At 58.4% G+C, this 26,385-nt stretch carries 18 protein-coding genes, 2 tRNA genes and 3 rRNA genes; 17 read left to right on the top strand and 6 right to left on the bottom strand.

All coding sequences use genetic code 11. The annotated features are described in order from the left end of the window. Positions 1-159: 159 nt before the first annotated feature. On the bottom strand, positions 160-1,047 hold the full coding sequence (gene rhtA, locus NL116_RS21205) for a threonine/homoserine exporter RhtA (RefSeq protein WP_494378107.1): 888 nt from the start codon (positions 1,045-1,047) through the stop codon (positions 160-162). 625 nt (positions 1,048-1,672) lie between these two features. Here rhtA and NL116_RS21200 point away from each other — a divergent pair. From NL116_RS21200 to qhpG, 10 genes are all read left to right on the top strand, one after another. Next, positions 1,673-3,209, top strand: a 16S ribosomal RNA gene (locus NL116_RS21200). A 162-nt stretch (positions 3,210-3,371) separates the two neighbouring features. Next, positions 3,372-3,448 (top strand) — tRNA-Ile (locus NL116_RS21195). Positions 3,449-3,478: 30 nt separating this feature from the next. Then, positions 3,479-3,554 (top strand) — tRNA-Ala (locus tag NL116_RS21190). 249 nt (positions 3,555-3,803) lie between these two features. Next, positions 3,804-6,695 (top strand): 23S ribosomal RNA (locus tag NL116_RS21185). A 157-nt stretch (positions 6,696-6,852) separates the two neighbouring features. Next, positions 6,853-6,968 (top strand): 5S ribosomal RNA (gene rrf, locus NL116_RS21180). Together the 16S, 23S and 5S rRNA genes with 2 tRNA genes alongside form the textbook arrangement of a ribosomal RNA operon. A 228-nt stretch (positions 6,969-7,196) precedes the next feature. Beyond that, the gene (gene mrdA, locus NL116_RS21175; RefSeq protein ID WP_123432507.1) at positions 7,197-9,089 is read left to right on the top strand and encodes a penicillin-binding protein 2; all 1,893 of its coding nucleotides are present in this window, start codon (positions 7,197-7,199) and stop codon (positions 9,087-9,089) included. Between the two features lie 119 nt (positions 9,090-9,208). Beyond that, positions 9,209-11,113 carry a sigma-54-dependent Fis family transcriptional regulator gene (locus NL116_RS21170; protein ID WP_494373891.1) on the top strand — a complete coding sequence of 635 codons (1,905 nt, stop codon included), beginning with the start codon at positions 9,209-9,211 and terminating at the stop codon, positions 11,111-11,113. Continuing rightward, a complete protein-coding gene (locus tag NL116_RS21165; RefSeq protein ID WP_494373890.1) occupies positions 11,113-12,831 on the top strand; it encodes an ABC transporter ATP-binding protein in 1,719 nt (572 codons plus the stop codon). Before NL116_RS21170 ends, NL116_RS21165 begins: the two co-directional genes overlap by 1 nt. Then, positions 12,821-13,498 (top strand): subtilisin-like serine protease QhpE, encoded by a 678-nt coding sequence (qhpE, locus tag NL116_RS21160; protein WP_494373889.1) that lies wholly within the window; start codon positions 12,821-12,823, stop codon positions 13,496-13,498. The genes NL116_RS21165 and qhpE overlap by 11 nt, the downstream gene beginning before the upstream one ends. Further along, positions 13,495-14,784: a flavin-dependent monooxygenase QhpG gene (qhpG, locus tag NL116_RS21155; RefSeq protein ID WP_494373888.1), complete on the top strand. Its 1,290-nt coding sequence runs from the start codon at positions 13,495-13,497 to the stop codon at positions 14,782-14,784. Before qhpE ends, qhpG begins: the two co-directional genes overlap by 4 nt. A gap of 122 nt (positions 14,785-14,906) precedes the next feature. On the opposite strand, the gene NL116_RS21150 is transcribed toward qhpG, so the two are convergent. Further along, positions 14,907-16,397, bottom strand: a complete 1,491-nt coding sequence (locus NL116_RS21150) for an aldehyde dehydrogenase family protein (protein ID WP_494373887.1) — start codon at positions 16,395-16,397, stop codon at positions 14,907-14,909. Positions 16,398-16,671: 274 nt separating this feature from the next. Between NL116_RS21150 and NL116_RS21145 the strand changes: the two genes are divergently transcribed. The 5 genes from NL116_RS21145 (at position 16,672) to peaD (ending at position 21,766) form a co-directional block, all read left to right on the top strand. Beyond that, positions 16,672-16,926 carry a DUF1652 domain-containing protein gene (locus NL116_RS21145; RefSeq protein ID WP_494373886.1) on the top strand — a complete coding sequence of 85 codons (255 nt, stop codon included), beginning with the start codon at positions 16,672-16,674 and terminating at the stop codon, positions 16,924-16,926. Positions 16,927-17,205: 279 nt separating this feature from the next. Beyond that, a complete protein-coding gene (peaA, locus tag NL116_RS21140) occupies positions 17,206-18,786 on the top strand; it encodes a quinohemoprotein amine dehydrogenase subunit alpha (protein ID WP_494373885.1) in 1,581 nt (526 codons plus the stop codon). A gap of 81 nt (positions 18,787-18,867) precedes the next feature. After that, a complete protein-coding gene (peaB, locus tag NL116_RS21135; protein WP_494373884.1) occupies positions 18,868-20,298 on the top strand; it encodes a quinohemoprotein amine dehydrogenase maturation protein in 1,431 nt (476 codons plus the stop codon). Position 20,299: 1 nt separating this feature from the next. Continuing rightward, on the top strand, positions 20,300-20,623 hold the full coding sequence (qhpC, locus tag NL116_RS21130; protein ID WP_008145336.1) for a quinohemoprotein amine dehydrogenase subunit gamma: 324 nt from the start codon (positions 20,300-20,302) through the stop codon (positions 20,621-20,623). Positions 20,624-20,647: 24 nt separating this feature from the next. Beyond that, a complete protein-coding gene (gene peaD, locus NL116_RS21125) occupies positions 20,648-21,766 on the top strand; it encodes a quinohemoprotein amine dehydrogenase subunit beta (RefSeq protein WP_494373883.1) in 1,119 nt (372 codons plus the stop codon). 114 nt (positions 21,767-21,880) lie between these two features. Here peaD and NL116_RS21120 read toward each other — a convergent pair whose 3' ends face one another. After that, positions 21,881-22,282 (bottom strand): lysozyme inhibitor LprI family protein, encoded by a 402-nt coding sequence (locus NL116_RS21120; protein ID WP_494373882.1) that lies wholly within the window; start codon positions 22,280-22,282, stop codon positions 21,881-21,883. 234 nt (positions 22,283-22,516) lie between these two features. Between NL116_RS21120 and NL116_RS21115 the strand changes: the two genes are divergently transcribed. Then, entirely contained in the window at positions 22,517-23,017 is a 501-nt protein-coding gene (locus NL116_RS21115; RefSeq protein ID WP_494373881.1) for an SRPBCC family protein, read from the top strand. Positions 23,018-23,301: 284 nt separating this feature from the next. Here the strand turns inward: NL116_RS21115 and inhA are convergent, their stop codons facing one another. After that, entirely contained in the window at positions 23,302-23,979 is a 678-nt protein-coding gene (inhA, locus tag NL116_RS21110; RefSeq protein WP_494373880.1) for an isonitrile hydratase, read from the bottom strand. A gap of 89 nt (positions 23,980-24,068) precedes the next feature. On the opposite strand from inhA, the gene NL116_RS21105 reads away from it, so the two are divergent. After that, on the top strand, positions 24,069-25,052 hold the full coding sequence (locus NL116_RS21105; protein ID WP_494373879.1) for a GlxA family transcriptional regulator: 984 nt from the start codon (positions 24,069-24,071) through the stop codon (positions 25,050-25,052). On the opposite strand, the gene NL116_RS21100 is transcribed toward NL116_RS21105, so the two are convergent. Together NL116_RS21100 and NL116_RS21095 are read right to left on the bottom strand one after the other, a co-directional pair. Further along, positions 25,021-25,923 carry an alpha/beta fold hydrolase gene (locus NL116_RS21100; protein ID WP_494373878.1) on the bottom strand — a complete coding sequence of 301 codons (903 nt, stop codon included), beginning with the start codon at positions 25,921-25,923 and terminating at the stop codon, positions 25,021-25,023. The two genes, NL116_RS21105 and NL116_RS21100, sit on opposite strands and share 32 nt — an antisense overlap. A 45-nt stretch (positions 25,924-25,968) precedes the next feature. Continuing rightward, the gene (locus NL116_RS21095) at positions 25,969-26,358 is read right to left on the bottom strand and encodes a hypothetical protein (RefSeq protein WP_494373877.1); all 390 of its coding nucleotides are present in this window, start codon (positions 26,356-26,358) and stop codon (positions 25,969-25,971) included. Positions 26,359-26,385: the final 27 nt, after the last annotated feature.

Genomic DNA, 26,385 nt, shown 5'->3' with positions numbered 1-26,385 from the left:
TATAGCGTTCCCGGATCTTGTGCCCGGGTCTGGCTGCATTCGCTTTCGCTGAAGCGTTCTGATGTCCCTATTCTGAAAAAATCCATGTATGGCACTGGGTTGCGGGCCTAAACATGGCCTAATTGAGCGGCAATTACCAGACCTGCGTCAAATCCTGTATCAATCTGCCGCAACCGCTGGCTTGGCACTGCTGCCCATGGTCATGGTCGCCCCGACGGAAGCCAGAATGATGCAAAAGATAGCCATCCACTGTGACAGTGAAAGGTATTCGTGGAGGAACAACAGGCCTGACAATGCGCCAATTGCAGGTTCGATGCTCATTAATGTGCCGAACGTGCGCGCAGGCATTCGGGTGAGCGCGACCATCTCCAGCGTGTAGGGCAGGGCGGTGGACAGAATGGCTACGCCGATGGCCACGGGGATCAGCGACGGTGTCAGTAGCGCTGCACCGGCATGGACGATGCCGATAGGGGCTACGAACAATGCAGCAATCATCACGCCCAGCGCAGCGGTCTGCACACCATTGTCGGCGCCGGCCTTTTGCCCGAAAAGAATGTACAGCGCCCAGCAAACGCCTGCGCCCAAAGCATAGCCAGCTCCTACAAGGTCAATCCCGGTACTTGTCGCACCTGTCGGGATCAAGAGCAGCAAGCCGATAGCCGCGAGTGCTATCCACAAAAAGTCGATCGCTCGGCGCGAGGCATAGATGGCCACCGCCAGCGGTCCGGTGAATTCCAGAGCTACGGCAATGCCCAGGGGGACTGTGCGTAACGACATATAGAAGAGGAAGTTCATGCCGCCCAGCGCCATGCCATAGATGATGACGGTGCGCAGGGATTTGGCGGTGAGCTTCGCCCGCCATGGCCGAAGCATAAGCAGCATGATCACGCTGGCGAAAATCAGGCGCAGGGTGGTGGTTCCTTGGGCGCCGATAACAGGGAACATGCTTTTGGCCAGAGACGCTCCGGACTGGATCGAGGCCATGGCTATTATTAGCAGACCTACCGAGAACAAGGTGGAGGCAAGGCTGCGGGGTTGATCATTCATTGCGTGGCATCGTCCGAAATTGGAATCGAGAGTATTGTTGTTCTGCTGTTGGGCAATATAGTGCGCATTCGTGGCGGTTGCGTCTATATATAGCAGTGATTTTGGATTGTTCGATAGAAAACCCAAATCAAAGCTTGACGGCAGATTCTGTATGTCTATAATTCGCCCCACTTCCGGCGCAGTCGAAACGGAAAACTCCTTGATAAACAAAGAGTTAAGAAGTTTTCGGCAGTGAGTGGCTTCAGTTCATCGAAGTCCGAAAGGAGTTGAAAAAGAGGTGTTGACAGCAGCGTGTAACGCTGTAGAATTCGCCTCCCGCTACCGAGTGATCGGAAGCGCAAGTGGTTGAAGTTGTTAGAGATTTCCAAGCGAAACTTTGAAAACTTCTGAAAATAACCGCTTGACAGCAACAGAGGCTGCTGTAGAATGCGCGCCTCGGTTGAGACGAAAGATCTTAACCAACCGCTCTTTAACAACTGAATCAAGCAATTCGTGTGGGTGCTTGTGGAGTCAGACTGATAGTCAACAAGATTATCAGCATCACAAGTTACTCCGCGAGAAATCAAAGATGTAACCAACGATTGCTGAGCCAAGTTTAGGGTTTCTTAAAAACCCAAAGATGTTTGAACTGAAGAGTTTGATCATGGCTCAGATTGAACGCTGGCGGCAGGCCTAACACATGCAAGTCGAGCGGTAGAGAGAAGCTTGCTTCTCTTGAGAGCGGCGGACGGGTGAGTAATGCCTAGGAATCTGCCTGGTAGTGGGGGATAACGCTCGGAAACGGACGCTAATACCGCATACGTCCTACGGGAGAAAGCAGGGGACCTTCGGGCCTTGCGCTATCAGATGAGCCTAGGTCGGATTAGCTAGTTGGTGAGGTAATGGCTCACCAAGGCGACGATCCGTAACTGGTCTGAGAGGATGATCAGTCACACTGGAACTGAGACACGGTCCAGACTCCTACGGGAGGCAGCAGTGGGGAATATTGGACAATGGGCGAAAGCCTGATCCAGCCATGCCGCGTGTGTGAAGAAGGTCTTCGGATTGTAAAGCACTTTAAGTTGGGAGGAAGGGCATTAACCTAATACGTTGGTGTCTTGACGTTACCGACAGAATAAGCACCGGCTAACTCTGTGCCAGCAGCCGCGGTAATACAGAGGGTGCAAGCGTTAATCGGAATTACTGGGCGTAAAGCGCGCGTAGGTGGTTCGTTAAGTTGGATGTGAAATCCCCGGGCTCAACCTGGGAACTGCATTCAAAACTGACGAGCTAGAGTATGGTAGAGGGTGGTGGAATTTCCTGTGTAGCGGTGAAATGCGTAGATATAGGAAGGAACACCAGTGGCGAAGGCGACCACCTGGACTGATACTGACACTGAGGTGCGAAAGCGTGGGGAGCAAACAGGATTAGATACCCTGGTAGTCCACGCCGTAAACGATGTCAACTAGCCGTTGGGAGCCTTGAGCTCTTAGTGGCGCAGCTAACGCATTAAGTTGACCGCCTGGGGAGTACGGCCGCAAGGTTAAAACTCAAATGAATTGACGGGGGCCCGCACAAGCGGTGGAGCATGTGGTTTAATTCGAAGCAACGCGAAGAACCTTACCAGGCCTTGACATCCAATGAACTTTCCAGAGATGGATGGGTGCCTTCGGGAACATTGAGACAGGTGCTGCATGGCTGTCGTCAGCTCGTGTCGTGAGATGTTGGGTTAAGTCCCGTAACGAGCGCAACCCTTGTCCTTAGTTACCAGCACGTTATGGTGGGCACTCTAAGGAGACTGCCGGTGACAAACCGGAGGAAGGTGGGGATGACGTCAAGTCATCATGGCCCTTACGGCCTGGGCTACACACGTGCTACAATGGTCGGTACAGAGGGTTGCCAAGCCGCGAGGTGGAGCTAATCCCAGAAAACCGATCGTAGTCCGGATCGCAGTCTGCAACTCGACTGCGTGAAGTCGGAATCGCTAGTAATCGCGAATCAGAATGTCGCGGTGAATACGTTCCCGGGCCTTGTACACACCGCCCGTCACACCATGGGAGTGGGTTGCACCAGAAGTAGCTAGTCTAACCTTCGGGAGGACGGTTACCACGGTGTGATTCATGACTGGGGTGAAGTCGTAACAAGGTAGCCGTAGGGGAACCTGCGGCTGGATCACCTCCTTAATCGACGACATCAGCTGCTCCATAAGTTCCCACACGAATTGCTTGATTCATTGAAGAAGACGAAAGAAGCAGCCTGTATCGGTTTGTAGCTGAGTTGGTTAGAGCGTACCCCATGCTTTGTGGTTAAGAGCAGGGTGAGGTCGGCCTTAGTAGCTCGAAATTGGGTCTGTAGCTCAGTTGGTTAGAGCGCACCCCTGATAAGGGTGAGGTCGGCAGTTCGAATCTGCCCAGACCCACCAATTTTGTGTGGGAAACGCCTGTAGAAATACGGGGCCATAGCTCAGCTGGGAGAGCGCCTGCCTTGCACGCAGGAGGTCAACGGTTCGATCCCGTTTGGCTCCACCACTACTGCTTCTGTTTGTATAAAGCTTAGAAATGAGCATTCCATCGTTGAGATGGTGAATGTTGATTTCTAGTCTTTGACTAGTTCGTTCTTTAAAAATTTGGGTATGTGATAGAAAGATAGACTGAACGTTACTTTCACTGGTAACGGATCAGGCTAAGGTAAAATTTGTGAGTTGCTCTTAATTGAGTATTATCGAATTTTCGGCGAATGTCGTCTTCACAGTATAACCAGATTGCTTGGGGTTATATGGTCAAGTGAAGAAGCGCATACGGTGGATGCCTTGGCAGTCAGAGGCGATGAAAGACGTGGTAGCCTGCGAAAAGCTTCGGGGAGTCGGCAAACAGACTTTGATCCGGAGATGTCTGAATGGGGGAACCCAGCCATCATAAGATGGTTATCTTAAGCTGAATACATAGGCTTAAGAGGCGAACCAGGGGAACTGAAACATCTAAGTACCCTGAGGAAAAGAAATCAACCGAGATTCCCTTAGTAGTGGCGAGCGAACGGGGACTAGCCCTTAAGTGGCTTTGAGATTAGCGGAACGCTCTGGAAAGTGCGGCCATAGTGGGTGATAGCCCTGTACGCGAAAATCTCTTGGTCATGAAATCGAGTAGGACGGAGCACGAGAAACTTTGTCTGAATATGGGGGGACCATCCTCCAAGGCTAAATACTACTGACTGACCGATAGTGAACTAGTACCGTGAGGGAAAGGCGAAAAGAACCCCGGAGAGGGGAGTGAAATAGATCCTGAAACCGTATGCGTACAAGCAGTGGGAGCCCACTTTGTTGGGTGACTGCGTACCTTTTGTATAATGGGTCAGCGACTTATTTTCAGTGGCGAGCTTAACCGAATAGGGGAGGCGTAGCGAAAGCGAGTCTTAATAGGGCGTCTAGTCGCTGGGAATAGACCCGAAACCGGGCGATCTATCCATGGGCAGGTTGAAGGTTGGGTAACACTAACTGGAGGACCGAACCGACTACCGTTGAAAAGTTAGCGGATGACCTGTGGATCGGAGTGAAAGGCTAATCAAGCTCGGAGATAGCTGGTTCTCCTCGAAAGCTATTTAGGTAGCGCCTCATGTATCACTGTAGGGGGTAGAGCACTGTTTCGGCTAGGGGGTCATCCCGACTTACCAAACCGATGCAAACTCCGAATACCTACAAGTGCCGAGCATGGGAGACACACGGCGGGTGCTAACGTCCGTCGTGAAAAGGGAAACAACCCAGACCGTCAGCTAAGGTCCCAAAGTTATGGTTAAGTGGGAAACGATGTGGGAAGGCTTAGACAGCTAGGAGGTTGGCTTAGAAGCAGCCACCCTTTAAAGAAAGCGTAATAGCTCACTAGTCGAGTCGGCCTGCGCGGAAGATGTAACGGGGCTCAAACCATACACCGAAGCTACGGGTATCACTTAGGTGATGCGGTAGAGGAGCGTTCTGTAAGCCTGTGAAGGTGAGTTGAGAAGCTTGCTGGAGGTATCAGAAGTGCGAATGCTGACATGAGTAACGACAATGGGTGTGAAAAACACCCACGCCGAAAGACCAAGGTTTCCTGCGCAACGTTAATCGACGCAGGGTTAGTCGGTCCCTAAGGCGAGGCTGAAAAGCGTAGTCGATGGAAAACAGGTTAATATTCCTGTACTTCTGGTTATTGCGATGGAGGGACGGAGAAGGCTAGGCCAGCTTGGCGTTGGTTGTCCAAGTTTAAGGTGGTAGGCTGGAATCTTAGGTAAATCCGGGATTCTAAGGCCGAGAGCTGATGACGAGTGTACTTTTAGTACACGAAGTGGTTGATGCCATGCTTCCAAGAAAAGCTTCTAAGCTTCAGGTAACCAGGAACCGTACCCCAAACCGACACAGGTGGTTGGGTAGAGAATACCAAGGCGCTTGAGAGAACTCGGGTGAAGGAACTAGGCAAAATGGCACCGTAACTTCGGGAGAAGGTGCGCCGGTGAGGGTGAAGCATTTACTGCGTAAGCCCATGCCGGTCGAAGATACCAGGCCGCTGCGACTGTTTATTAAAAACACAGCACTCTGCAAACACGAAAGTGGACGTATAGGGTGTGACGCCTGCCCGGTGCCGGAAGGTTAATTGATGGGGTTAGCTAACGCGAAGCTCTTGATCGAAGCCCCGGTAAACGGCGGCCGTAACTATAACGGTCCTAAGGTAGCGAAATTCCTTGTCGGGTAAGTTCCGACCTGCACGAATGGCGTAACGATGGCGGCGCTGTCTCCACCCGAGACTCAGTGAAATTGAAATCGCTGTGAAGATGCAGTGTATCCGCGGCTAGACGGAAAGACCCCGTGAACCTTTACTATAGCTTTGCACTGGACTTTGAATTTGCTTGTGTAGGATAGGTGGGAGGCTTTGAAGCGTGGACGCCAGTTCGCGTGGAGCCAACCTTGAAATACCACCCTGGCAACTTTGAGGTTCTAACTCAGGTCCGTTATCCGGATCGAGGACAGTGTATGGTGGGTAGTTTGACTGGGGCGGTCTCCTCCTAAAGAGTAACGGAGGAGTACGAAGGTGCGCTCAGACCGGTCGGAAATCGGTCGTAGAGTATAAAGGCAAAAGCGCGCTTGACTGCGAGACAGACACGTCGAGCAGGTACGAAAGTAGGTCTTAGTGATCCGGTGGTTCTGTATGGAAGGGCCATCGCTCAACGGATAAAAGGTACTCCGGGGATAACAGGCTGATACCGCCCAAGAGTTCATATCGACGGCGGTGTTTGGCACCTCGATGTCGGCTCATCACATCCTGGGGCTGAAGCCGGTCCCAAGGGTATGGCTGTTCGCCATTTAAAGTGGTACGCGAGCTGGGTTTAGAACGTCGTGAGACAGTTCGGTCCCTATCTGCCGTGGACGTTTGAGATTTGAGAGGGGCTGCTCCTAGTACGAGAGGACCGGAGTGGACGAACCTCTGGTGTTCCGGTTGTCACGCCAGTGGCATTGCCGGGTAGCTATGTTCGGAATAGATAACCGCTGAAAGCATCTAAGCGGGAAACTAGCCTCAAGATGAGATCTCACTGGGACCTTGAGTCCCCTGAAGGGCCGTCGAAGACTACGACGTTGATAGGTTGGGTGTGTAAGCGCTGTGAGGCGTTGAGCTAACCAATACTAATTGCCCGTGAGGCTTGACCATATAACACCCAAGCAATTTGACTACTCGAAAGAGCATCAGATTGCGGTGTGTGAAGACGAAATGAACCGAAAGTTCGACGCTCACAAAACACCGAAAGCTGTCACATACCCAATTTGCTGAAGCGAGGCCAACTGGTCACGACTCAGTACCCGAATTTCTTGACGACCATAGAGCATTGGAACCACCTGATCCCATCCCGAACTCAGCAGTGAAACGATGCATCGCCGATGGTAGTGTGGGGTTTCCCCATGTGAGAGTAGGTCATCGTCAAGATTGAATTCCGAAACCCCTATCTGCGTATGCAGGTAGGGGTTTTGTTTTGCCTGCAGAAAAGTGCCAGAAAACTCCGTCGACCGTCATTTTGGCCTTCAAGGGCAACCGTTAGAGGAAATCGCACTAAAGCGACCGGTCAGTTTTTGGTATGGTGCAGCTCGTTTTTTAACGGACTGATTTCAAGCCTACGGATCGGCACCCGTCTTTAGTCAAAGAGTTGCTGCAGAAATGCCCGAACCGATCCCGATCAAGGACCACGAAAAAGAGACAAGCCTCGTCAATAAAAGACTGATGGCATGCGGTTTGTTCGTCGTCGCTATTACCTGCGCGCTGGTGGTGCGCATGTATGTCCTGCAGGTGGTCGAATTCGATTATCACTCGACCATTTCCGAAAACAATCGTGTCCACGTACTGCCAATCACCCCCACCCGTGGGTTGATCTACGACCGCAATGGCGTGGTCCTGGCGGACAACCGTCCCAGCTTCAACCTGACCATCACCCGCGAACGCGCTTCCGATGTCAAAGAAGAGCTGGATGAGGTGGTCAATCTCCTGCACCTGCCGACAGAAGATCGAACGTTGTTCGACAAGGCCATGAAGCAGGCCCGTCATCCGTTCGTGCCGGTGACCCTGTTCTATGAACTGAGCGAAGAGCAAATCGCAGTCCTGGCGGTCAACGAGTTCCGGCTGCCGGGAATCGATGTCGAGCCTCAGTTCGTACGCCACTATCCGATGGGCGCGCACTTCGCGCATTCCATCGGCTACGTGGGTCGCATCAACGAGAAAGAATCCAAAGCCCTGGACAACGTGGAATACCGCGGCACTCAATCCATCGGCAAAACCGGCATCGAAAAATTCTACGAATCTGAGCTGCATGGCCATGTCGGTTACGAAGAAGTCGAAACCAATGCCCAAGGCCGCGTGCTGCGCGTGCTCAAGCACACCGATCCGGTCCCCGGTAAAAACATTGTCCTGAGCCTGGACGTCAAACTGCAGGAAGCCGCCGAAGAAGCCTTGGGTGATCGTCGAGGTTCCGTCGTTGCACTCGACCCGTCGACCGGTGAAGTGTTGGCCATGGTCAGCAAGCCAAGTTTCGACCCGAACCTGTTCGTCACCGGGATCAGCTTCAAGGAGTACGCTGCGCTGCACGACTCCATCGACCGTCCGCTGTTCAACCGCGTGCTGCGCGGCCTCTACGCACCGGGATCGACCATCAAGCCCGAGGTGGCCATCGCCGGCCTCGATGCCGGCGTCGTCACCCCACAGACCCGAGTCTTTGATCCGGGTTACTACCAGCTCCCGGACTTCGATCACAAATACCGTAACTGGAACCACAGCGGCGACGGTTGGGTGGACATGGATGCCGCGATCATGCGCTCCAACGACACTTACTTCTACGACCTGGCCCACAAGCTGGGCATCGATCGCCTGCACGACTACATGGCGATGTTCGGTCTCGGCGAGAAGGTCTCGCTGGACATGTTCGAAGAGTCTGCCGGTTTGATGCCCTCCCAAGCCTGGAAGCGCGCCACGCGTCGTCAGGCCTGGTTTCCTGGCGAGACGGTGATCCTCGGCATCGGCCAGGGCTACATGCAGGTCACGCCGCTGCAGTTGGCCCAGGCCACCGCACTGATCGCTAATAAGGGTGTGTGGAATCGACCGCACCTGGCCAAGACCGTGGATGGCGTCGCACCGGTAGATGAGCATCCGATGCCTAACATTCTGCTCAAGAATCCGCATGACTGGGAACAGGTCAACCACGGCATGCAGATGGTGATGCACGATGCTCGCGGGATCGCCCGGGCGGCCGCGCTCGGGGCTCAATACCGGATTGCCGGCAAGAGTGGCACCGCGCAAGTTGTCGCGATCAAGCAGGGCGAGCGCTACAACCGGGCGAAAACCCTGGAGCGTAACCGCGACAACGCCTTGTTCGTCGGCTTCGCTCCGGCTGAGCACCCGAAGATCGTCATCTCGGTGATGATCGAAAACGGCGAGGCCGGTGGCCGCGTCGCCGGTCCTGTGGTGCGGCAGATCATGGACGCTTGGCTACTTGATCAGGACGGTCACTTGAAGCCGCAGTACGCTGCCCCGAGCAAAGCGCCAGGCGATCCGCACGTGTAAGCCGCTAATGCGTAAACACAAGCGCCATAAGGCACTTGCCATCGCCCTGACGTTAACGTAAAGATTGCGGCAGGGCGCTGATTTTAAAAAGCGCAGGGCGGACCGATTCGGAGCGCTTGATGACGCTAATAAAAACAACACCACCGAAACTGCACCGCGAAGCCCGGCTGGCCCGGGAAAAACTCCATCTGGAGGGCGAAGTCCCCGATGGCGTTTTGCGCGCGGAAATCGATGCGTCCTGGCGGCGCAGCCTCAGTCATGGCGTGCACTTCAATGGCAAGCACGAACTGGCGCTGGAATCGAGCGCCAGCCTCGACGTGCTGCTGGCAAGCAACCGACTGCTGATCGACGCGGCTTTGCCGGCGATTGATTACCTGGCCGAACGCCAAGGCAAGGAAGGCTTGATCATCCTTGCGAACTCCGACGCCACCATCCTCGCCGTCGAAGGACGCGCCGACCGCCTCAAAGGCAGCGGCCTGCAAGACATCACCTTGGGCGCTTGCTGGAGCGAAGCCGTTCGTGGCACCAACGCGCTGGGCACGGCACTGGTCGAAGCCCGGCCGACGATGATCGATTGCGGCGAACATTACCTCGATCGCCTGACCGATTTTTCCTGCACCTCGGTGCCGATCCACTGCCCTCAGGGTGATATTCTCGGTGTGCTTGACCTGACCCGTGAAGGCCCGCTCGGCCGCGTTCACGACAGCACTGCGTTGCTGGCGATGGCAGTCAGCCAGATTGAAAGTCGCGTGTTCAACGCCAGCTATCCGAACGAAATTGTGCTGGCCTTCCACAGCCGGCGCCAGTACCTCGAATCGCCTTGGCAAGGGTTGCTGGCGGTGAGCCTTGGCGGTCAGATCCTCGCGGTCAGTGCCCAGGCCTGTCAGTTGCTCCACGCCGAACGCTCGGCGCTGATCGGTCGCCGTTGCGAAGAATTCCTCGGTGTCGATGGCCTGCAACTTTTATCGCGTTTGCACCAGGGCGGTGTCGGCAGTCTGCAAACCGCCAAGGGCGAGTTTTTCTACAAAACCCTGCGCGCGCCGCAGCGGTCAATCAACGTCAGCACGCCACCGCGCACGACCGCCAAAACCACGAAACCCCAGCCAGACCTTGAGTCCCTGGCCGGCAGCAACGTGCGTTATGCCCGCGCCCTGCGCATGGCCCGACAAGGCCTGGCCAATGAGTTGCCGGTGTTGCTGCTTGGGGAAACCGGCACCGGTAAAGAAGTCATTGCCCGCGCCCTGCACATGGCCGGAACCCGTTGCGACAAACCGTTCATCGCGGTGAACTGCGCGGCCATTCCCGAGGGGCTGATCGAGTCGGAACTGTTCGGCTACCGTGAAGGCGCCTTCACCGGCTCCCGTCGTGGCGGCATGATCGGTCGTCTGCAGCAGGCCCACGGCGGCACCTTGTTCCTCGATGAAATCGGCGACATGCCGCTGGCCTTGCAAGCGCGTTTGCTGCGGGTGCTGCAAGACCGCAAAGTCGCGCCACTGGGTGCAGGTGAGGAGCAGGACATCGACGTTGCGTTGATCTGCGCCACGCACCGCGACCTCAAGCGTCTTGTAGAAGAAAAACACTTCCGCGAAGACCTGTTCTACCGGGTCAACGGCATCAGCGTGATGCTCCCGGCCCTGCGCGAGCGCGAAGATTTCAGTGCGTTGGTTGGGCAATTGCTGACCAGGCTCGACGCACCCACTGCCGTTCTGCATGACGACTTGAATCGCCTGCTTAGCGGCTACCACTGGCCGGGCAACATCCGCCAACTGGAGATGGTATTGCGCACCGCGCTGGCCATGCGTGAACCGGGGGAGAGCGTCCTCACCCTCGACCATTTGCCCGACAGCATGCTCGATGAACTGACCGCCACCGAACGGCCTCAGGCCGGCAGCATTCGTGAAAACGAACTGGAGCTGATTCGTCAGTCCCTGGACACGCACCAGGGCAACGTCTCGGCCGCCGCCGATGCGTTGGGCATCAGTCGCGCCACTCTGTATCGCAAGCTCAAACAGTTGCGCTCGTGATGCAGCGCTTGATCGTTCGGCTGATCGACAGCCAGAACCCCGAAGCCCTGCAAGCGGCATTGCGCTGGCTCTTCGGCTTCGTGCGTCCGCATCGTTTAGCCATCGCCGGGCTGCTCGGATTGTCGGTGTGTGCGTCGTTGCTGGTGTTGGTGCAACCCTGGCTGACCAAGTTGCTGATCGACGATGGTTTGCTGGCGCGCAACTTTCCAATGCTGGTGTTGATTGCCGGGTTGATGATCATTGCCGGGCTGCTCGGCACGGCGCTGTCGGGCGTCAATCGCTACTTGCACACGCGGTTGTCCGGGCGGATTCTGTTTGCCTTGCGCGATGATCTTTATCGGCATTTGCAGACGCTCTCGCCGAGCTTCTACGGTCAGCGGCGCATTGGCGACCTGATGTCACGCCTCGATGGTGACGTCGCGGAGATCCAGCGCTTTGCCGTGGACTCGCTGTTTTCAGCGGTATCGAGTGTGATCGGTCTGGTCTGCGCGGTGGCGATGCTATTGACGCTGTCCTGGAAACTCTCATTGTTGGCGCTGGTGTTGATTCCCCTCGACGTACTCTGGCTGCGCTGGATGCGGCGCAAGGTCGAGCGCGATGTGCGGCAATTGCGCGAGCGCTCGGCGGACATGTCCTCGTTCATGGTCGAGACGCTGCCTGTGATGAAATTCATCCAGTCGGCCGGCCAGCAACAGCGTGAAGCACGGCGTCTGGAAACCCTGGGCCACGGCTACATGAGCCAATTGCTACGCCTGCAAGTCACCGAATTTTTTACCCAGGCCGTCCCCGGCACGCTGACGTCTTTGTCCCGGGCCTGTGCGTTTTTGATCGGCGGCTACTGGGTGGTGCAGGGGACTTGGCAGTTGGGCGCCTTGATCGCGTTTTCTACCTATCTGGGCATGGCCGTCGGACCGGTTCAGAGCCTGCTCGGACTCTACGTCGCCATACAACGGATGACCGTCAGTCTTGGCCGCGTGATGGAGTTGCGCGGCGAAGAACCAACCGTGCTGACGCCAGTCCAGCCGCAACCCATGCCGACGTCAGGTGACCTGCGATTCGACAATGTGCACTTCAGCCATCCCGGTCGGCCGGCCACCTTGCGCGGTATCGAAGCGCGCATTCCCTACGGCTTGAAAGTTGCGCTCAGCGGCGGCTCCGGGGTTGGTAAATCAACCCTGATCGACTTGCTGCAACGCCATCATGATCCTCAGTCTGGCCGAGTGTTACTGGGGGAGGTCGACCTTCGGGCGCTTGACCTGTTCCAGTTGCGCCAGCGGATCGCCGTGGTCAGTCAGGACATCGTTTTGTTTCGCGGCAGCCTCGCCGACAACCTCGCTTACGCCGTACCGCACGCCAGTCGCGAGGCGATTGCCGAAGTCGCGCGGCTGGCGCAACTCGACAGCCTGATCGAGTCGTTGCCCGAAGGCCTCGACAGTCCGTTGGGTGAGCGCGGCCAGCAGCTGTCCGGCGGGCAGAAACAGCGCATCGCGATTGCCCGGGCGTTGTTGCAAGACCCACTGATTCTGGTTCTCGACGAAGCCACCTCAGCGGTGGATGAAACCACCGAGCGCGAGGTGATCGAGGCCATCGACCGTTTGTTTGCCGGACGAACCCGAATCCTGATCAGCCACCGCCCCTCGACCCTGGCCGATGCCGATCTGCGTTTTGAATTGCTCGACGGCGTGCTCACTTCAAAAACGGTGCTGCATGAAGCCTGAATTGCGCATCGGAGTGGTCGACAGTGGGCATTCGGCGGCGCAACGGGTGCAAGTCGTCGCGGGGCGGCGCTTCTCGTTGTTGGACGATGGACTGGCTGAAAGCGACTTGCGCGACGATCCGCTGGGCCACGGCAGCGCGGTGATTGAAGCCATCGGGCGGCGGGCTCCTGCGGCAGTGTTTTGCGTGGGCCAGGTGTTTGACCAGCGTGGCGTCACCAGCGCCTTGCAGATCGCCACGGCCATCAATTGGCTGGTGGCTCAGGATGTCCGGTTGATCAATCTGAGCCTCGGTTTGCGTCAGGATCGCAGCCTGTTGCGCGAAGCCTGCGCAACGGCGGTGGCACGCGGGGTTCTACTCTGCGCCTCCAGTCCGGCGCAAGGCGAGGGCGTGTTCCCGGCCAATTATCCGCAGGTCCTGCGCGTCACCGGCGACGCCCGTTGCGCCGAACAGGAATGGTCGTGGCTCAACAGCGCCCAAGCCGATTTCGCCGCGTGTGTGCATGGGACCTATCCAGGTCAGTCCGGCGCCAGTCTGGGGTGTGCGGCATTGAGTGGGCACATCGCCGCTTTTCTGGTTACACACCCTGAGGCGAGCAATGAGCGGGTGGTCGAATGGCTGCGCGAGCACGCGCGTTATCGCGGCCCTGAACGGCGCTTCGGGCCATGATTGTCATTCTCGGCGCCGGGCCAGCGGGGGCGGCGGTGGCCTTGGGGTTGCGGCGGCTCGGTTATCCCGTAACGCTGGTTAGCGAATGGCGCCGATTTGCCGCGTTGGAAGGTGTTTCGGTGCGGGTGCTGGAAGCCCTGCGCGGTGCGGGTCTGCATCAGGCGCTGGCGGAGGCGGCATTGCCTTCTCAACGAAAGGTATCGTGGAACGGTCAGCAGCATGCGCAGAACATTGAGTTCCTGTTGGACCGTCCCGTCTTCGACCGAGGCCTGCGCGAAGACCTGCGCCTGGCGGGCGTCGAGCTGATCGACGGTCGGGTGCTGACGGTTCAGACCGACGCTACGGGGCATCGAATCGAGTTCAACGGGCGTGAAACGCTGGTCGCAGACTTTCTGGTGGAAGCCCGAGGGCGGCAGGCGCCTGCGCTCGGCAAAGGCCTGAGAGGGCCCGAGACGGTCAGCCTGCTCAATCGCTGGCAGGCCACGCCGGGCAGCACCGCCAGCGCGGTTGAAAGCCTGGAGGATGGCTGGGCGTGGATGGCGCGGCGGGCTGACGGCCAGTGTTATTGGCAGTGGACGGTGGACGTGGCCAGCGCCGGGCTGCCGGGCAAGACGCAGTTGCTCGACTATTGCCGTCAGCGGCGCCAGGGCTCGAAGCTGGCTCAGGCTTTTTTCGGGGCCACGCCTGAAATCGACTTGCAACTGCATGCCCGCAGCAGCACTGCGATCCTCAGTCCGCAGGTGTGCGGCCACAACTGGATTCGGGTCGGGGATGCGGCGATGGCGGTGGATCCGCTGTCGGGCAACGGGATTTTTCAATCACTGTCTTCAGCGCTACAGGCGCCGGCCGTGATCAATACGTTGTTGCGAAAACCCGAGCGGACGGCCCTGGCCCAGCGCTTTCATCAGCAGCGGGTGGAGCAGCTGTTTTTACGCTTTGCACGAATCGGTCGCGACTTTTACGCCGATGAACAGCGTTGGCTGGATCAGCCATTCTGGCAAGCGCGGCGGCAGTGGCCGGATGCTGAGGCGGCCCATGCCGAGGCGGATTTTGCAGCGCTGAGGATTGAACGAGCACCGGTGTTGAACGAGGGTTTTGTCGATGAGGCCGAGGTGGTGATTACCACGGATCAGCCGTTGGGGATCTGGCATGTGCAAGGAGTCGAGGTGGCGCCGTTGGTGAGGCGGTTGCGCACTGAACCGGCTGAACAGGTGCTGGCGGGATTGACGGTGGAGCAGGGGCGGGTGGTTCGGGGGTGGTTGTTGGCCCAAGGTTTCAAACCTTGAGATTTGTAGTGGCCGGTCTGCCTCTTCGCGAGCAAGCCCGCTCCCACATTTGATTTGTGATCGACACAGAACCCATGTGGGAGCGGGCTTGCCCCCGAAGGCGGCCTAACAAACGCCGCAAATCACAGCTTGATCAACACCGACTTCAACTCGGTGTAATGCTCAATCGCCGCATACCCCATCTCGCGCCCAACCCCCGACATCTTGTACCCACCAAACGGCAACGCCGGGTCCAGGGCGCTGTGGCAGTTGACCCACACCGAACCCGATTTGATCCGCGGAATCATCCGGTGCACCGCCGCCAGATCATTCGACCAAATGCTCGCCCCGAGCCCATAAGGACTGTCATTGGCCATGCGCAACGCATCGGCTTCGTCATCGAACGGAATCGCCACCAGCACCGGACCAAAAATCTCTTCCTGCACCAGCGAATGGTTCTGGGCGACGTCGACAATCACGGTTGGCTTGACGAAAAAACCCGGGCCGAATTGCTCGCCACCGCAGGCGATGGTCGCGCCACTTTCCCGGCCCTTTTCAATGTACCCGTACACCCGTTCCTGCTGGCGCGCAGAAATCAACGGCCCCATCTCGACGCTCGGGTCGAGGCCGTTGCCGAGCTTCATGGCGTTCGCAATGCCGGCAATATCCGCCACCACATTGTCGAAATGCTTGCGCTGCACATACAGCCGCGAACCTGCGCAGCAGACCTGGCCCTGATTGAAGAAAATCGCGCTGGCGGCACCGGCGGCGGCGCTTGGCAGGTCGGCGTCGGCCATGACGATGGTCGGCGATTTTCCGCCCAGTTCCAAAGTCACGCGGGTCATGGAGTCCATGGCGATCTTGCCGATCTGCTTGCCCACGGCGGTCGAGCCGGTGAAGGTCAGCTTGTCCACCAGCGGGTTGTGCGTCAGCGCGGAACCGGCGGTGATGCCGGTGCCGGTGACCACGTTGAACACGCCTTCGGGGTAGCCTGCTTCCAGCACCAGTTCGGCGAGTTTCAGCGCGGTCAGCGGCGTTTCATCGGCGGGTTTGAGTACCACCGTGCAACCGGTGGCGAGGGCCGGGCCGAGTTTCCAGCAGGCCAGCAGCAGCGGGAAGTTCCAGGCGACGATGGCGCCGACCACGCCCACCGCTTCGCGACGGATGAAACTGTGGAATTGATCGTGGGGCATCAGCGGCAACGACACCTCAACGCTGGAACCTTCGATCTTGGTCGCCCAACCGGCCATGTAGCGCAGGAAATCGATGGCCAGTTGCACGTCCATCACCTGGGCCACCGCGGCGCTTTTACCGTTGTTCAGGCATTCCAGTTGCGCTAGCAGTTCAGCGTCGCGCTGCATCAGGTCGGCAAGTTTCCACAGTAGATTCTGCCGCTCGCGCGGGCGGGTGCGGGTCCAGGCCGAATCATCGAAGGCCTGACGGGCGGCCAGTACGGCGCGGTCGACATCCTCGGGCGTGGCCCGTGGCACCACGCACAACACTTCACCGGTGGCCGGGTTGTGCAGGGGCATGGTCTGGCCATCGGCGGCCTCGACCCAGTCGCCGCCGATCAACATGCGCGGGGCGCGCTGGATAAATGCGGTAGTGGCGGGAAGCACATTAGGGAGCGACATGGCGAAGCCTCTTATTGTTCGTGAGAACAGGGCTTTCGCAATGGCTGTGCCAAGTTGCTGCAAGGTCGGGCGAGCCTTTGGCTGGCCGGGTTTTGCCGGACGCAGAAGGAGGGCGGCAGTAGGATGATTTTCGCAAATTGCGACAGCCGCTGAGACGACGAGCAACCCGATTGCGACCTTGAGCGCCCCCGGGTCGGGGTCTAGAATTTTCAGGCTAGGTGGGTGAAAGACGGAACATTTCCCCGGCCACACATCTCGCGCGAGGGAGGTTGTGATGAACCTTTCAACCCTGGAGATTCAACGCATCATTGAACAGAGTTTTCTGCCTTCGGTATGCACTTGCAGCATGGCGCCGGATCAGTCGATGACGATTCGGGTCTGTGATTGCATGACCGGCAAAGTGGACCTGGTGGTGAGTCACGTTCCCGTCTGGGAGCTGGACACCGCCCATGCGATTGCGACGCTGGTGGTGCAGATGCAGCAAGAAATCAACGCACACAAAGGCGTCCACCCAACGTTCTTGAGTTGAACCGGCGTCGGCCGCACCACCGCGTTTGGTGCGGCCTGCGTCTCAGACTGCAACACCTGTCGCGATATTAGACGCAGGCGCTCTCCTTCAAAGGCCGTTCCAGGACCTTGATTGCACGCAACTAATTGATAAAAAACAACATCGGCAAGCTGGCACGCTCTGTGTATTGCTCATCGCAGACGTTTCTCTTGCCTCCGTCAGCGGTGCGCCGCCGGCGGCAGAAACCATAAAAACGATAAGCCACAACAATAAGAACGCACCGTGCGAGGTTCGACGTTGATGAAGAGAAAACTCCGATCAGGCCTGAGCGCCAGCCTGCTGGCCGTGGCCGCTTGCGTGGCGCTGCATTCGCCTGACAGCCTGGCAGCCCGCGACGCCCAGACCATCCTCAAGGAAACGTGTCAGGGCTGTCATACCCCTGAAGCCGGTAACGCCCTCAGCCGCATCAGCCACCAGCGCAAGACCCCGGAAGGCTGGCTGATGAGCATCGCCCGCATGCAAACCATGCACGGTTTGCAGATCAGCGATGACGACCGCCGGACCCTGGTCAAGTACCTGGCCGACACCCAGGGCCTGGCGCCGAGTGAGACCGATGGCGTGCGCTATGCGCTGGAACGTCGACTCAATACTGTCGAAAAATTCGACGTCCAGACCAGCCAGATGTGTGGCCGCTGCCACTCCGGGGCGCGGGTCGCCCTGCAACGGCGTCCGGCCCAGGAATGGGAACGGTTGGTGAACTTCCACCTCGGCCAATGGCCGTCCCTCGAATACCAGGCCCTGGCCCGCGACCGCGACTGGTTCGACATCGCCCGTAAAGACATGGTGCCGCTGTTGGCCAAGCGTTATCCACTGGACAATCCGGCCTGGAAAAAATGGCAGAGCACCGCGCCGAAAAGCGATGCACTGGTGGGGGACTGGAGTTTCAGCGGCCACTTGCCAGGCAAGGGTGAATTGGCCGGCGTGATGAGCGTCACCGCCGATGGCAGCGACACGTTCAAGGTCAGCGTCAAAGGCCAATATGCCGACGGCAGCCCGTTCAACGGCGACGGCAGCGCGATTCTCTACACCGGTTACGAATGGCGCGGCAACGTGAGCATCGACGGCGTTGCCATGCGCCAGGTGTTCGCCGCCCAAGGCAATGCCCTGCAGGGACGGATGTTCGAGGCCGAGCACGACGAGCGGGGGCTGGACTTCGTCGCCGCGAAGCAGGGCAGCAGTCGTTTGCTGGCGGTGCAGCCAAGTTATCTGAAGGCGGGTACCGAAACTGAAGTGACTCTGATCGGCAGCGGTCTCACCGGCAAGCCGAATTTCGGCAAAGGTGTGGAAGTGGTCGACATCGTCGAGCAAAGCCCTGAACGGATGAAGGTCAAACTCAAGGCCGCCGCCAACGCCCAACCGGGCGTCCGCGAGGTCACCGTGGGCACGCTGAAAGGCCCGAGCCTGTCGGTCTACAACAGCATCGCCGAAGTCAAAGTGGTGCCGGCGTTCTCGGTGGCGCGGATCGGCGAGGGCGGTGGTTCGACGCCGAAAGTCCAGGGTCGTTTCGACGCCGAAGCCTGGGGCAAGGGCGCTGACGGCAAGCCGTACCGCATCGGCGTGTTCCCGGCGCAGTGGAAGGTCGAGGCCTTCGATGACCGCGCCAAGGAAGACGAAGACGTCAAGTTCGCCGGCACCATGCAGGCTGACAGCGGCGTGTTCACACCGGGCGATGCCGGGCCGAACCCGCAACGCAAGATGTCCACCAACAATGCCGGCAACCTCAAGGTGATCGCCGCCGTCGACGATGCAGGGAAATCCCTGACCGGCGAAGGCCACATGATCGTCACCGTGCAACGCTGGAACAATCCACCCATTCCATAAGTTGGCTGATCCAAAAAGGCTACAGACACTTTTCGGAATGATCGCAGGCCCCGTAGAACGGGGTTTGCACAGGAGGTTGCAATGGGCGCTATTTTGAATCTGGTCGAACGGAACCTGCACGAAGTGCACGTCGATGCCGACCGCATGCTGTTTCACATCCCCAGCAGTTCACTGTTCGCCAGCGACGAGCTGACGGGCACCATCATCGATACCTTGCGCGGCCCCGGCTGTTCGTCGGACGACCTGATCCAGCGCTTGTCCTCACGGTTCAACGGTGAGGAAATCACCGAGACCCTGCGTGAGTTGATGTCCCTGGAACTGGTCAGCGACGGTTCGCCACTGACCCCGGACATCGGCACCAAACGGGTCGAGCGCACCGCAATCAATACTGTGGTGCTGAACGTCAACACTGGCTGCAACCTGAGCTGCACCTACTGCTACAAGGAAGACCTCGACAAGCCGTCGGCGGGCAAGAAAATGGACGTCGAAACGGCGGTTGCGTCGGTGGAAATGCTACTGCGCGAATCCCCGGACGAAGAGCGTTTCACCGTGGTGTTCTTCGGCGGCGAACCGCTGAGCAATCGCAAGCTGATCGAGTACATGGTCGATTACTGTGAGAAGCGTTTCCGCGAGGCCGGCAAGTTCGTCGAGTTCGTCATGACCACCAACGCCACGCTGCTCACCGAAGAAACCGTGGACTACCTGAATGCCCACCGTTTCGGGCTTTCGGTGAGTATCGACGGGCCGAAAACCGTGCACGACCGCAACCGCATCACCGTGGGCGGGCAGGGCACTTATGACGTGGTGCGGCGCAAGGCCGAGATGCTGCTGTCGCGCTACAACAGCCGACCGGTGGGCGCTCGGGTCACGTTGACCACCGGCGTTACCGACGTCGAAACCATCTGGGATCACCTGTTCAACGAACTGGGTTTTGCCGAAGTCGGCTTTGCCCCGGTGACCTCCGGCGACATCAGCACCTTCAACCTGTCCAGCGACGAACTGATCGATGTCTTCGCCAACATGAAGAAGCTCGGCCGGCGTTACCTGGAAGCAGCGCTGGAACACCGCAACATCGGTTTTTCCAACCTGCACCAATTGATCACCGACATCCACGAAGGCCACAAAAAAGCCCTGCCGTGCGGCGCGGGCCTGAAGATGCTGGCGGTGGATCACAAGGGCGAACTGAACCTGTGTCACCGTTTTACCGGTTCGAGTCTGCCGACCTTCGGCAACGTGCACAGCGGCGTCAAACAGGTCGAATTGAACGACTTCCTGTCCCAGCGCCTCGACCGTACCAACACCGGTTGCGAGGATTGCCAGATCCGCAACCTGTGCTCCGGCGGCTGTTACCACGAGAGCTACGCCCGGTACGGCGACCCGACCCACCCGACCTATCACTACTGCGAACTGATGCGTGACTGGGTCGACTTCGGCATCGAGGTCTACACCCGGATCATGGCCCACAACCCTGCGTTTATCAGCAGCTACATCACTCCGCGCAAGGCTCACTGATATGAAACATCTCAAGGCAATCAACAATAAAGCGCTGAAACTGGACGAGGCTGCGGCCGAAAACCGTATCGAAGAAGTGGTGGCGATGAGCTCTGTGGCGGGCTGCGCCTCGACCACTGACCCAGGCTGGGAAATCGATGCGTTTGGCGGGGTGTCGTCGCTGTGCCAGCCAATGGAAGCCGACCTGTATGGCTGCTCCGACCCGTGCTGGTGGCCGGCCCAGGTGCCCGACATGATGAGCACCTACCCGGACTGGAACAAGGATGCCCAGGCGTCCAACGAAAACTGGCGCAACCTCGGCACTGTCTTCCCCAAAGACAAATGATCGGTCAGATAAAAGGATTCCAGCATGCACAGCATCAAAGCCTGCGGCCTGGCCGCATTCGCCGTCCTGAGCACGTGTTCGCTCAACGTTCTGGCCGATGAAAACTCGGCACTGCAAGACGGTCACGAGTACATGGTGACCACCAATTATCCGAACAACCTGCACGTGATCGACCTGGCCACCGACACGCTGTTCAAGACCTGCAAGATGCCCGACGCGTTCGGCCCCGGCACCGTGCAACTGTCGCCGGATCGCAAGACCGCCTATGTGCTGAACAACCACTATGCGGACGTCTACGGCGTCGAGCTGGACAGTTGCAAGCAGGTGTTCCACGCCAGCATCACCCAGAAACCGGGCGAGAAAGCGAAGTCGATGTTCGCCTTCACCCTCAGCCACGACGGCAAGGAACTGTTTGCCATCGCCAACCCGACGCTGATGCTCAATGACCGCTACGAAGTGCAGCAGCCGCGGCTCGATGTGTACAGGACTGACGCCGGCATGGACGCTAAACCCGTGCGCAGTTTTCCGGCGCCGCGGCAGCTGACCATCATGCAAAGCGGCGACGACGGCACGTTGTACGTGGCCGGGGCGGACGTCTACAAGGTCAATGTGAACACCGGAAAATTCGACGTGCTGATCCCCAGCCGCCACTGGAAACGCCCGAACTACAGCGCGCCGGACGTGCTCTACGTATGGAACCAGCAGACCTATCGCCATGATTTCTCGCTGCTCTACACCGCCGCGAAATTCAAGGACAAGAAGCAGGACCCGTTGACCGCCGAATACCTCTACGGGCTGTTCAGCATTGACCTGAAAACCGGCAAGACCGAAACCACCGACTTCGGCCCGTTGACGGAAATCTACTTCAGCGGCATGCGCTCGCCGAAGGACCCGAACCTGATGTTCGGGGTGCTCAACCGCTTGGCCAAGTACGACATCAAGGAAAAGAAAATGCTCCAGTCGGCGACGCTGGATCATTCCTACTACTGCATTTCCTTCAACAAGGACGGGAGCAAGATCTACCTGGCCGGGACGTTTAACGACGTGGCGATTTTTGATGCCGACAGCTTGAAGCAGATTGGCAGCATCAAAATGCCGGGCGGGGATATGGCGATTACCACGGCGCAGGTGTTTGTCCGGTAATTGCGGCGCCTGACAGGCCGCCATCGCGAGCAAGCTCCCACACTGGAACTGTGAACACAGGGCCAATGTGGGAGCGAGCTTGCTCGCGATAAGGCCCTAGAGAACACCGCAGATTTACTGTCCAGGCACCGGACACCCCACATCCCCCTCCTGACACTTCAGATAATTCCTGAACGTCTGGACCCGCGCCTTGGTCAAGTCAGTGGTGCAACTGCTGTAGATCAACGGATACACACTGCCACCTTCCACCCCCGACGCCGAAAACTTGCACTCGGTATCGCGAAACGCAACCCACGCCCGTTGCGCTGCCACCAGTAGTTTCTTGCGTTCGGGCTCAGCTTTCAGACGCGCGGTGATTTGCTGATACAGCGCATTCAACTCCTTGTCCGCTGCCGCATCCTGTTGCGCTGCGCACTGGTTCATCGTGGCCTGGTCGGTGGCGTTGTCGCAATCTGCGGCGAACGTCATCGAGGTGAACAACACCGGCGCCAGCGCCAGGAAAATGCGTGAATACATGGCGAGAACTCGCTGTGGCAGAGGAAATTGCGGGGCAGTGTAGCGAATCGCCAAGGGCTTGCAGCGACAGAACGCATGCCGACGCCAGCACCAGACTCGCCCGCAAACTCGAACTTATGCGCACAAATATGGCCGAATATCCCGAGCATCGTGGATCGCGACAAGCGATTGGTCCAATTTTAGGGTTGGTCTTGTGGTTGTTACTGACCTACTGTTCAGTACAGGAGGTGACTTATGAATCCAACATCAGATCGAGATCGCATCGAAAGGAAAATCCTGCTCAAGGCGAAGCGGTCGCACGTGTGGCGCGTGCTGGCCAATGCCGAAGCGTTCGGGCAGTGGTTTGGCGTTGCGCTGGAAGGCAAACGTTTCGTCGCCGGTGAGTGGACCCAGGGACAGATCACCTTTCCCGGGTATGAGCACTTGCTGTGGAATGTGCTGGTGGAGCGTGTCGAGCCAGAGCGGTTGTTTTCGTTTCGCTGGCACCCGTACGCCATCCACCCGGACGTCGACTACTCCCAGGAGCCGACCACACTGGTGAAATTCGAACTCGAAGACATGGATAACGGCACGCTGCTCAAAGTGTCCGAATCCGGTTTCGATCACATCCCTCAAACGCGCCGCGAAAAGGCGTTCCGCATGGACAGCCGTGGTTGGGAAGAGCAGATGAACAACATCGAACAGTTTCTGGCCGAAAGCGCCAAAGCCCACGAGCGCGAAGGCGGTCAAGGCTGATGCCCAATGAACTGGCGTCCTCCAGCCTCTAAGCCTGAGACGTCTAAGGGTTTTCGGAAGGGTGGGTATAGCGAATGTCTTACACGCGGTGGTAGCTATGTCGTCTATCGCAGATTGGATCCGACACGTAATCTAGCTCCATCAACTGAAGCACAGGGAGCGCTTCAGGATCATGGATGATCGACCATCAGCAAGGATTGGCTACCGACAGGGAGTCGACAATGGTCTTGGGAAAAACCCGCTTCGGCGGGTTTTTTTTTGCCTGTCGAAAAGTCCGGCAGCGCTTAGAGTCTGGCCGCTGCCCGTTCGGTGATTTGCGTGCGCAGCTCAAGCGAGGCGGCTGCACGGTGCTGTGCTTCAGCCAGGACAGTTGGCGATGCCGTTTCCGGACTGCCCGACTGGAACGGCGGTGCCGGGGCATATTCCAGCTGCAATTGCACCAACTGAGCCGTGTCTTTATCGAACAGTTCCGCCGCCAGGGTCAGGGCAAAATCGATCCCTGCGGTAATCCCGCCTCCGGTCAACAGATTGCCGTCGCGCACCACCCGGTCCTTCACCGGGATCGCCCCCAGTGGCTGGAGCAGTTCGTGATAGGCCCAGTGCGTTGTCGCCCGCTTGCCCTTGAGCAAACCCGCGGCGCCGAGCACCAGTGCACCGGTGCAGACCGACGTGACATACCGCGCGTTGGCGGCTTGAGTCTTGATGAACGCCAGTGTTTCTTCATCTTCCATCAACGGCCCGACGCCACCGCCGCCGGGAACGCAAATCACATCCAGCGCCGGGCAATCGTCGAACGTGATGGTCGGTTTCAGCACCAGACCAGTGCTCGCGGTAACCGGCACCAGGTCTTTCCAGATCAAATGCACCTTCACGTCCGGCAGTGAGGCCAACACATCGTAAGGGCCGGTCAGGTCGAGTTGCTGAACCTGGGGAAACAACAGAAAACCGATCTGCAACGTCATGGGGTCTTTCTCCTGAAGTGGGTGGACGTCTTCACTGTAGGCTCGTAGGATTTGGCGTATCCGCCAATCACCCCACGAATTACGCCAACATGCCGAAAATCATTCACGTACTCGCGTTTGCCAATGTGCAACTGCTCGACGTCACCGGTCCTTTGCAGGTTTTCGCCTCGGCCAACGACATCGCTCGCCAGAAAGGGTTGCCGCTGCCTTATGCGCCGACGGTGATTGCCAAGGGCGGCGGGGTGGTGATGTCATCGGCGGGGCTGGCCCTGTTGGCCGAACCGTTGCCCGACGGCGAAAGCGACACACTGGTGATTGCCGGTGGCTGGGGCGTTTACGCGGCGGCGGAAGATCCGGCGCTAGTGGGGTGGGTACGTGAGCATGCGGCAGCTTGCCGGCGGGTTTCGTCCGTGTGCACCGGGGCGTTTTTACTGGCGGCCAGCGGCTGGCTGGATGGCCGTCGAGTGGTCACGCACTGGACGCGTTGCGAGCAGTTGGCGCAGAAGCATCCGCGCCTTCACGTCGAACCCAATCCGATCTTCATCAACGACGGCCCGGTCTGGACCTCGGCCGGAGTCACGGCTGGCATCGACCTCGCCTTGGCCATGGTCGAAGAGGACCTCGGCCGCAACATGGCCCTGGAAGTCGCCCAGCAACTGGTGGTGTTTCTTAAGCGTCCCGGCGGGCAGTCACAATTCAGCGTGACCTTGTCTTTGCAGAAAGAAGGCGACCGGTTCGACGAACTTCATGCCTGGATCAGTGAAAATCTCACCAAAGACCTCGGCATTCCGACCTTGGCGCTACAGGCTGGCATGAGCGAACGCAGCTTTGTACGCCACTACCGCGCCGACACCGGGCAAACCCCGGCGCGAGCCATCGAATTGATTCGGGTTGAAACGGCGCGACGCTTGCTCAGCGACACCGGCGTGCCGATCAAACGGGTGGCGGTGCAATGCGGGTTTGGCAGCGAAGAAACGCTGCGGCGCAGTTTTCTGAGGGCCATGGGGGTGACACCGCAGGCGTATCGCGAGCGGTTTTCGGTCAGTGTTGCAGCAGATCCAGTAATGCGTTGAGCGTCGCCCCGGGGGCTTCCTCGGGAATGTTATGACCGACGCCTGCCAGCACGCGCCGCTCGTAAGGGCCGGTGAAATGCTCGCTGTCATCATCAATGTCCGGTGGCGGTCCGACGCCATCGTCGGCACCGCACAGGGAAATCGTCGGGACGCTGATCGGCGGCTGTCGGGTCAGCGCCTGTTCCATCCATTCCAGCGCCGGATCGCCGGCTGCATACATGAAGCGGTGGCGATAAGAATGGATGACCACCTCGACGAAGTCCGGGTTATCAAAGTCCGGCGCGCTCAATGGGTACAACTCAGGGCCTTTGATCCAGGTCGGTGACCATAACTTCCAGAGCCATTCGCACAAACTCCGGCGATTTTTCGTCAGGCCTTCTACCCCGCGTGGGGTATGGAAATAGTACTGATACCACAGGCGATGTTCCGTCTCCGGGTCCCGCGGTTCGGTGGAGTTCGGGATGTCCTGCAGGTTGTAGCCGTCCCCCGTCACCAGGCAACGAACCCGCTCCGGCCACAACGCCGCGACGATACACGCGGCGCGACCGCCCCAGTCGTAGCCACACAGGGCGGCTTGCTGGAAAGCGAGCGCGTCCATCAAGTCCAGCAAGTCCTGGGCAAGAGCGGCCTGCTGGCCGGAGCGCAAGGTGTCGGGGCTGTTGAAGCGTGTCGGGCCATAGCCGCGCAGGTACGGGACGATGACACGGTAGCCCTCGGCGGCGAGGGCTGGGGCGATGTCGTCGTAGGCGCGCGGGGAGTAGGGGAAGCCGTGGAGCAGGATCACGGGATCGCCGGTCGTGGGGCCGTGTTCCTCGTAAGCGATTTTCAGGTTTGGGGTCTGGGCAAACTGGATCAACGCGTCAGGGGTCATTCGATACTCCAGTGCGATTGTTTCGAGCGGCTTGAAGCAGCTTCCCTACGCTTCCACTTCCGCCACCTGATTAAAGTACTTCGACCGATCTGGCGTAAACGTCACCAACATCCCGGTCCGGGAGCATTCCAGCGCCCGCTCTTCAGCCAAATCAACATCCAGATCCTCCCCGCGCAAACCCTGCCATTGCGCCAGGTATTTGAGAGATCCGTATTTTTCGAGTTTTTTCAGGCTGCGACTGACACCACCCTTCCAACCCAAAACCGGTAGCTCCCCGGCAAGGCTGCGATGTGCGAGGTTGGGGAAGCGGACGGCGCGTTGACGGCCGATTTCCCAGCATTTGATCAGGCCTTTGTCTGGGCCTTCCCACAACTGATCGCGGTTCAAACCGGACCGAAGGGGAGAGTTGATGCTGCGGTGGATGCGCTGGCTCATTCAGGTTCCTTGAATTCGGGTTTTGTT

Source organism: Pseudomonas sp. FBCC-B1667, assembly GCF_059133255.1.
This window is presented reverse-complemented; position numbering and strand designations above follow the sequence as displayed.

Excerpts from the sequence above, each read along its gene's own strand:
- rhtA (WP_494378107.1), bottom strand. The coding sequence starts at position 1,047 with ATGAATGATCAACCCCGCAGCCTTGCCTCCACCTTGTTCTCGGTAGGT.
- mrdA (WP_123432507.1), top strand. The coding sequence starts at position 7,197 with ATGCCCGAACCGATCCCGATCAAGGACCACGAAAAAGAGACAAGCCTC.
- NL116_RS21170 (WP_494373891.1), top strand. The coding sequence starts at position 9,209 with ATGACGCTAATAAAAACAACACCACCGAAACTGCACCGCGAAGCCCGG.
- NL116_RS21165 (WP_494373890.1), top strand. The coding sequence starts at position 11,113 with ATGCAGCGCTTGATCGTTCGGCTGATCGACAGCCAGAACCCCGAAGCC.
- qhpE (WP_494373889.1), top strand. The coding sequence starts at position 12,821 with ATGAAGCCTGAATTGCGCATCGGAGTGGTCGACAGTGGGCATTCGGCG.
- qhpG (WP_494373888.1), top strand. The coding sequence starts at position 13,495 with ATGATTGTCATTCTCGGCGCCGGGCCAGCGGGGGCGGCGGTGGCCTTG.
- NL116_RS21150 (WP_494373887.1), bottom strand. The coding sequence starts at position 16,397 with ATGTCGCTCCCTAATGTGCTTCCCGCCACTACCGCATTTATCCAGCGC.
- NL116_RS21145 (WP_494373886.1), top strand. The coding sequence starts at position 16,672 with ATGAACCTTTCAACCCTGGAGATTCAACGCATCATTGAACAGAGTTTT.
- peaA (WP_494373885.1), top strand. The coding sequence starts at position 17,206 with ATGAAGAGAAAACTCCGATCAGGCCTGAGCGCCAGCCTGCTGGCCGTG.
- peaB (WP_494373884.1), top strand. The coding sequence starts at position 18,868 with ATGGGCGCTATTTTGAATCTGGTCGAACGGAACCTGCACGAAGTGCAC.
- qhpC (WP_008145336.1), top strand. The coding sequence starts at position 20,300 with ATGAAACATCTCAAGGCAATCAACAATAAAGCGCTGAAACTGGACGAG.
- peaD (WP_494373883.1), top strand. The coding sequence starts at position 20,648 with ATGCACAGCATCAAAGCCTGCGGCCTGGCCGCATTCGCCGTCCTGAGC.
- NL116_RS21120 (WP_494373882.1), bottom strand. The coding sequence starts at position 22,282 with ATGTATTCACGCATTTTCCTGGCGCTGGCGCCGGTGTTGTTCACCTCG.
- NL116_RS21115 (WP_494373881.1), top strand. The coding sequence starts at position 22,517 with ATGAATCCAACATCAGATCGAGATCGCATCGAAAGGAAAATCCTGCTC.
- inhA (WP_494373880.1), bottom strand. The coding sequence starts at position 23,979 with ATGACGTTGCAGATCGGTTTTCTGTTGTTTCCCCAGGTTCAGCAACTC.
- NL116_RS21105 (WP_494373879.1), top strand. The coding sequence starts at position 24,069 with ATGCCGAAAATCATTCACGTACTCGCGTTTGCCAATGTGCAACTGCTC.
- NL116_RS21100 (WP_494373878.1), bottom strand. The coding sequence starts at position 25,923 with ATGACCCCTGACGCGTTGATCCAGTTTGCCCAGACCCCAAACCTGAAA.
- NL116_RS21095 (WP_494373877.1), bottom strand. The coding sequence starts at position 26,358 with ATGAGCCAGCGCATCCACCGCAGCATCAACTCTCCCCTTCGGTCCGGT.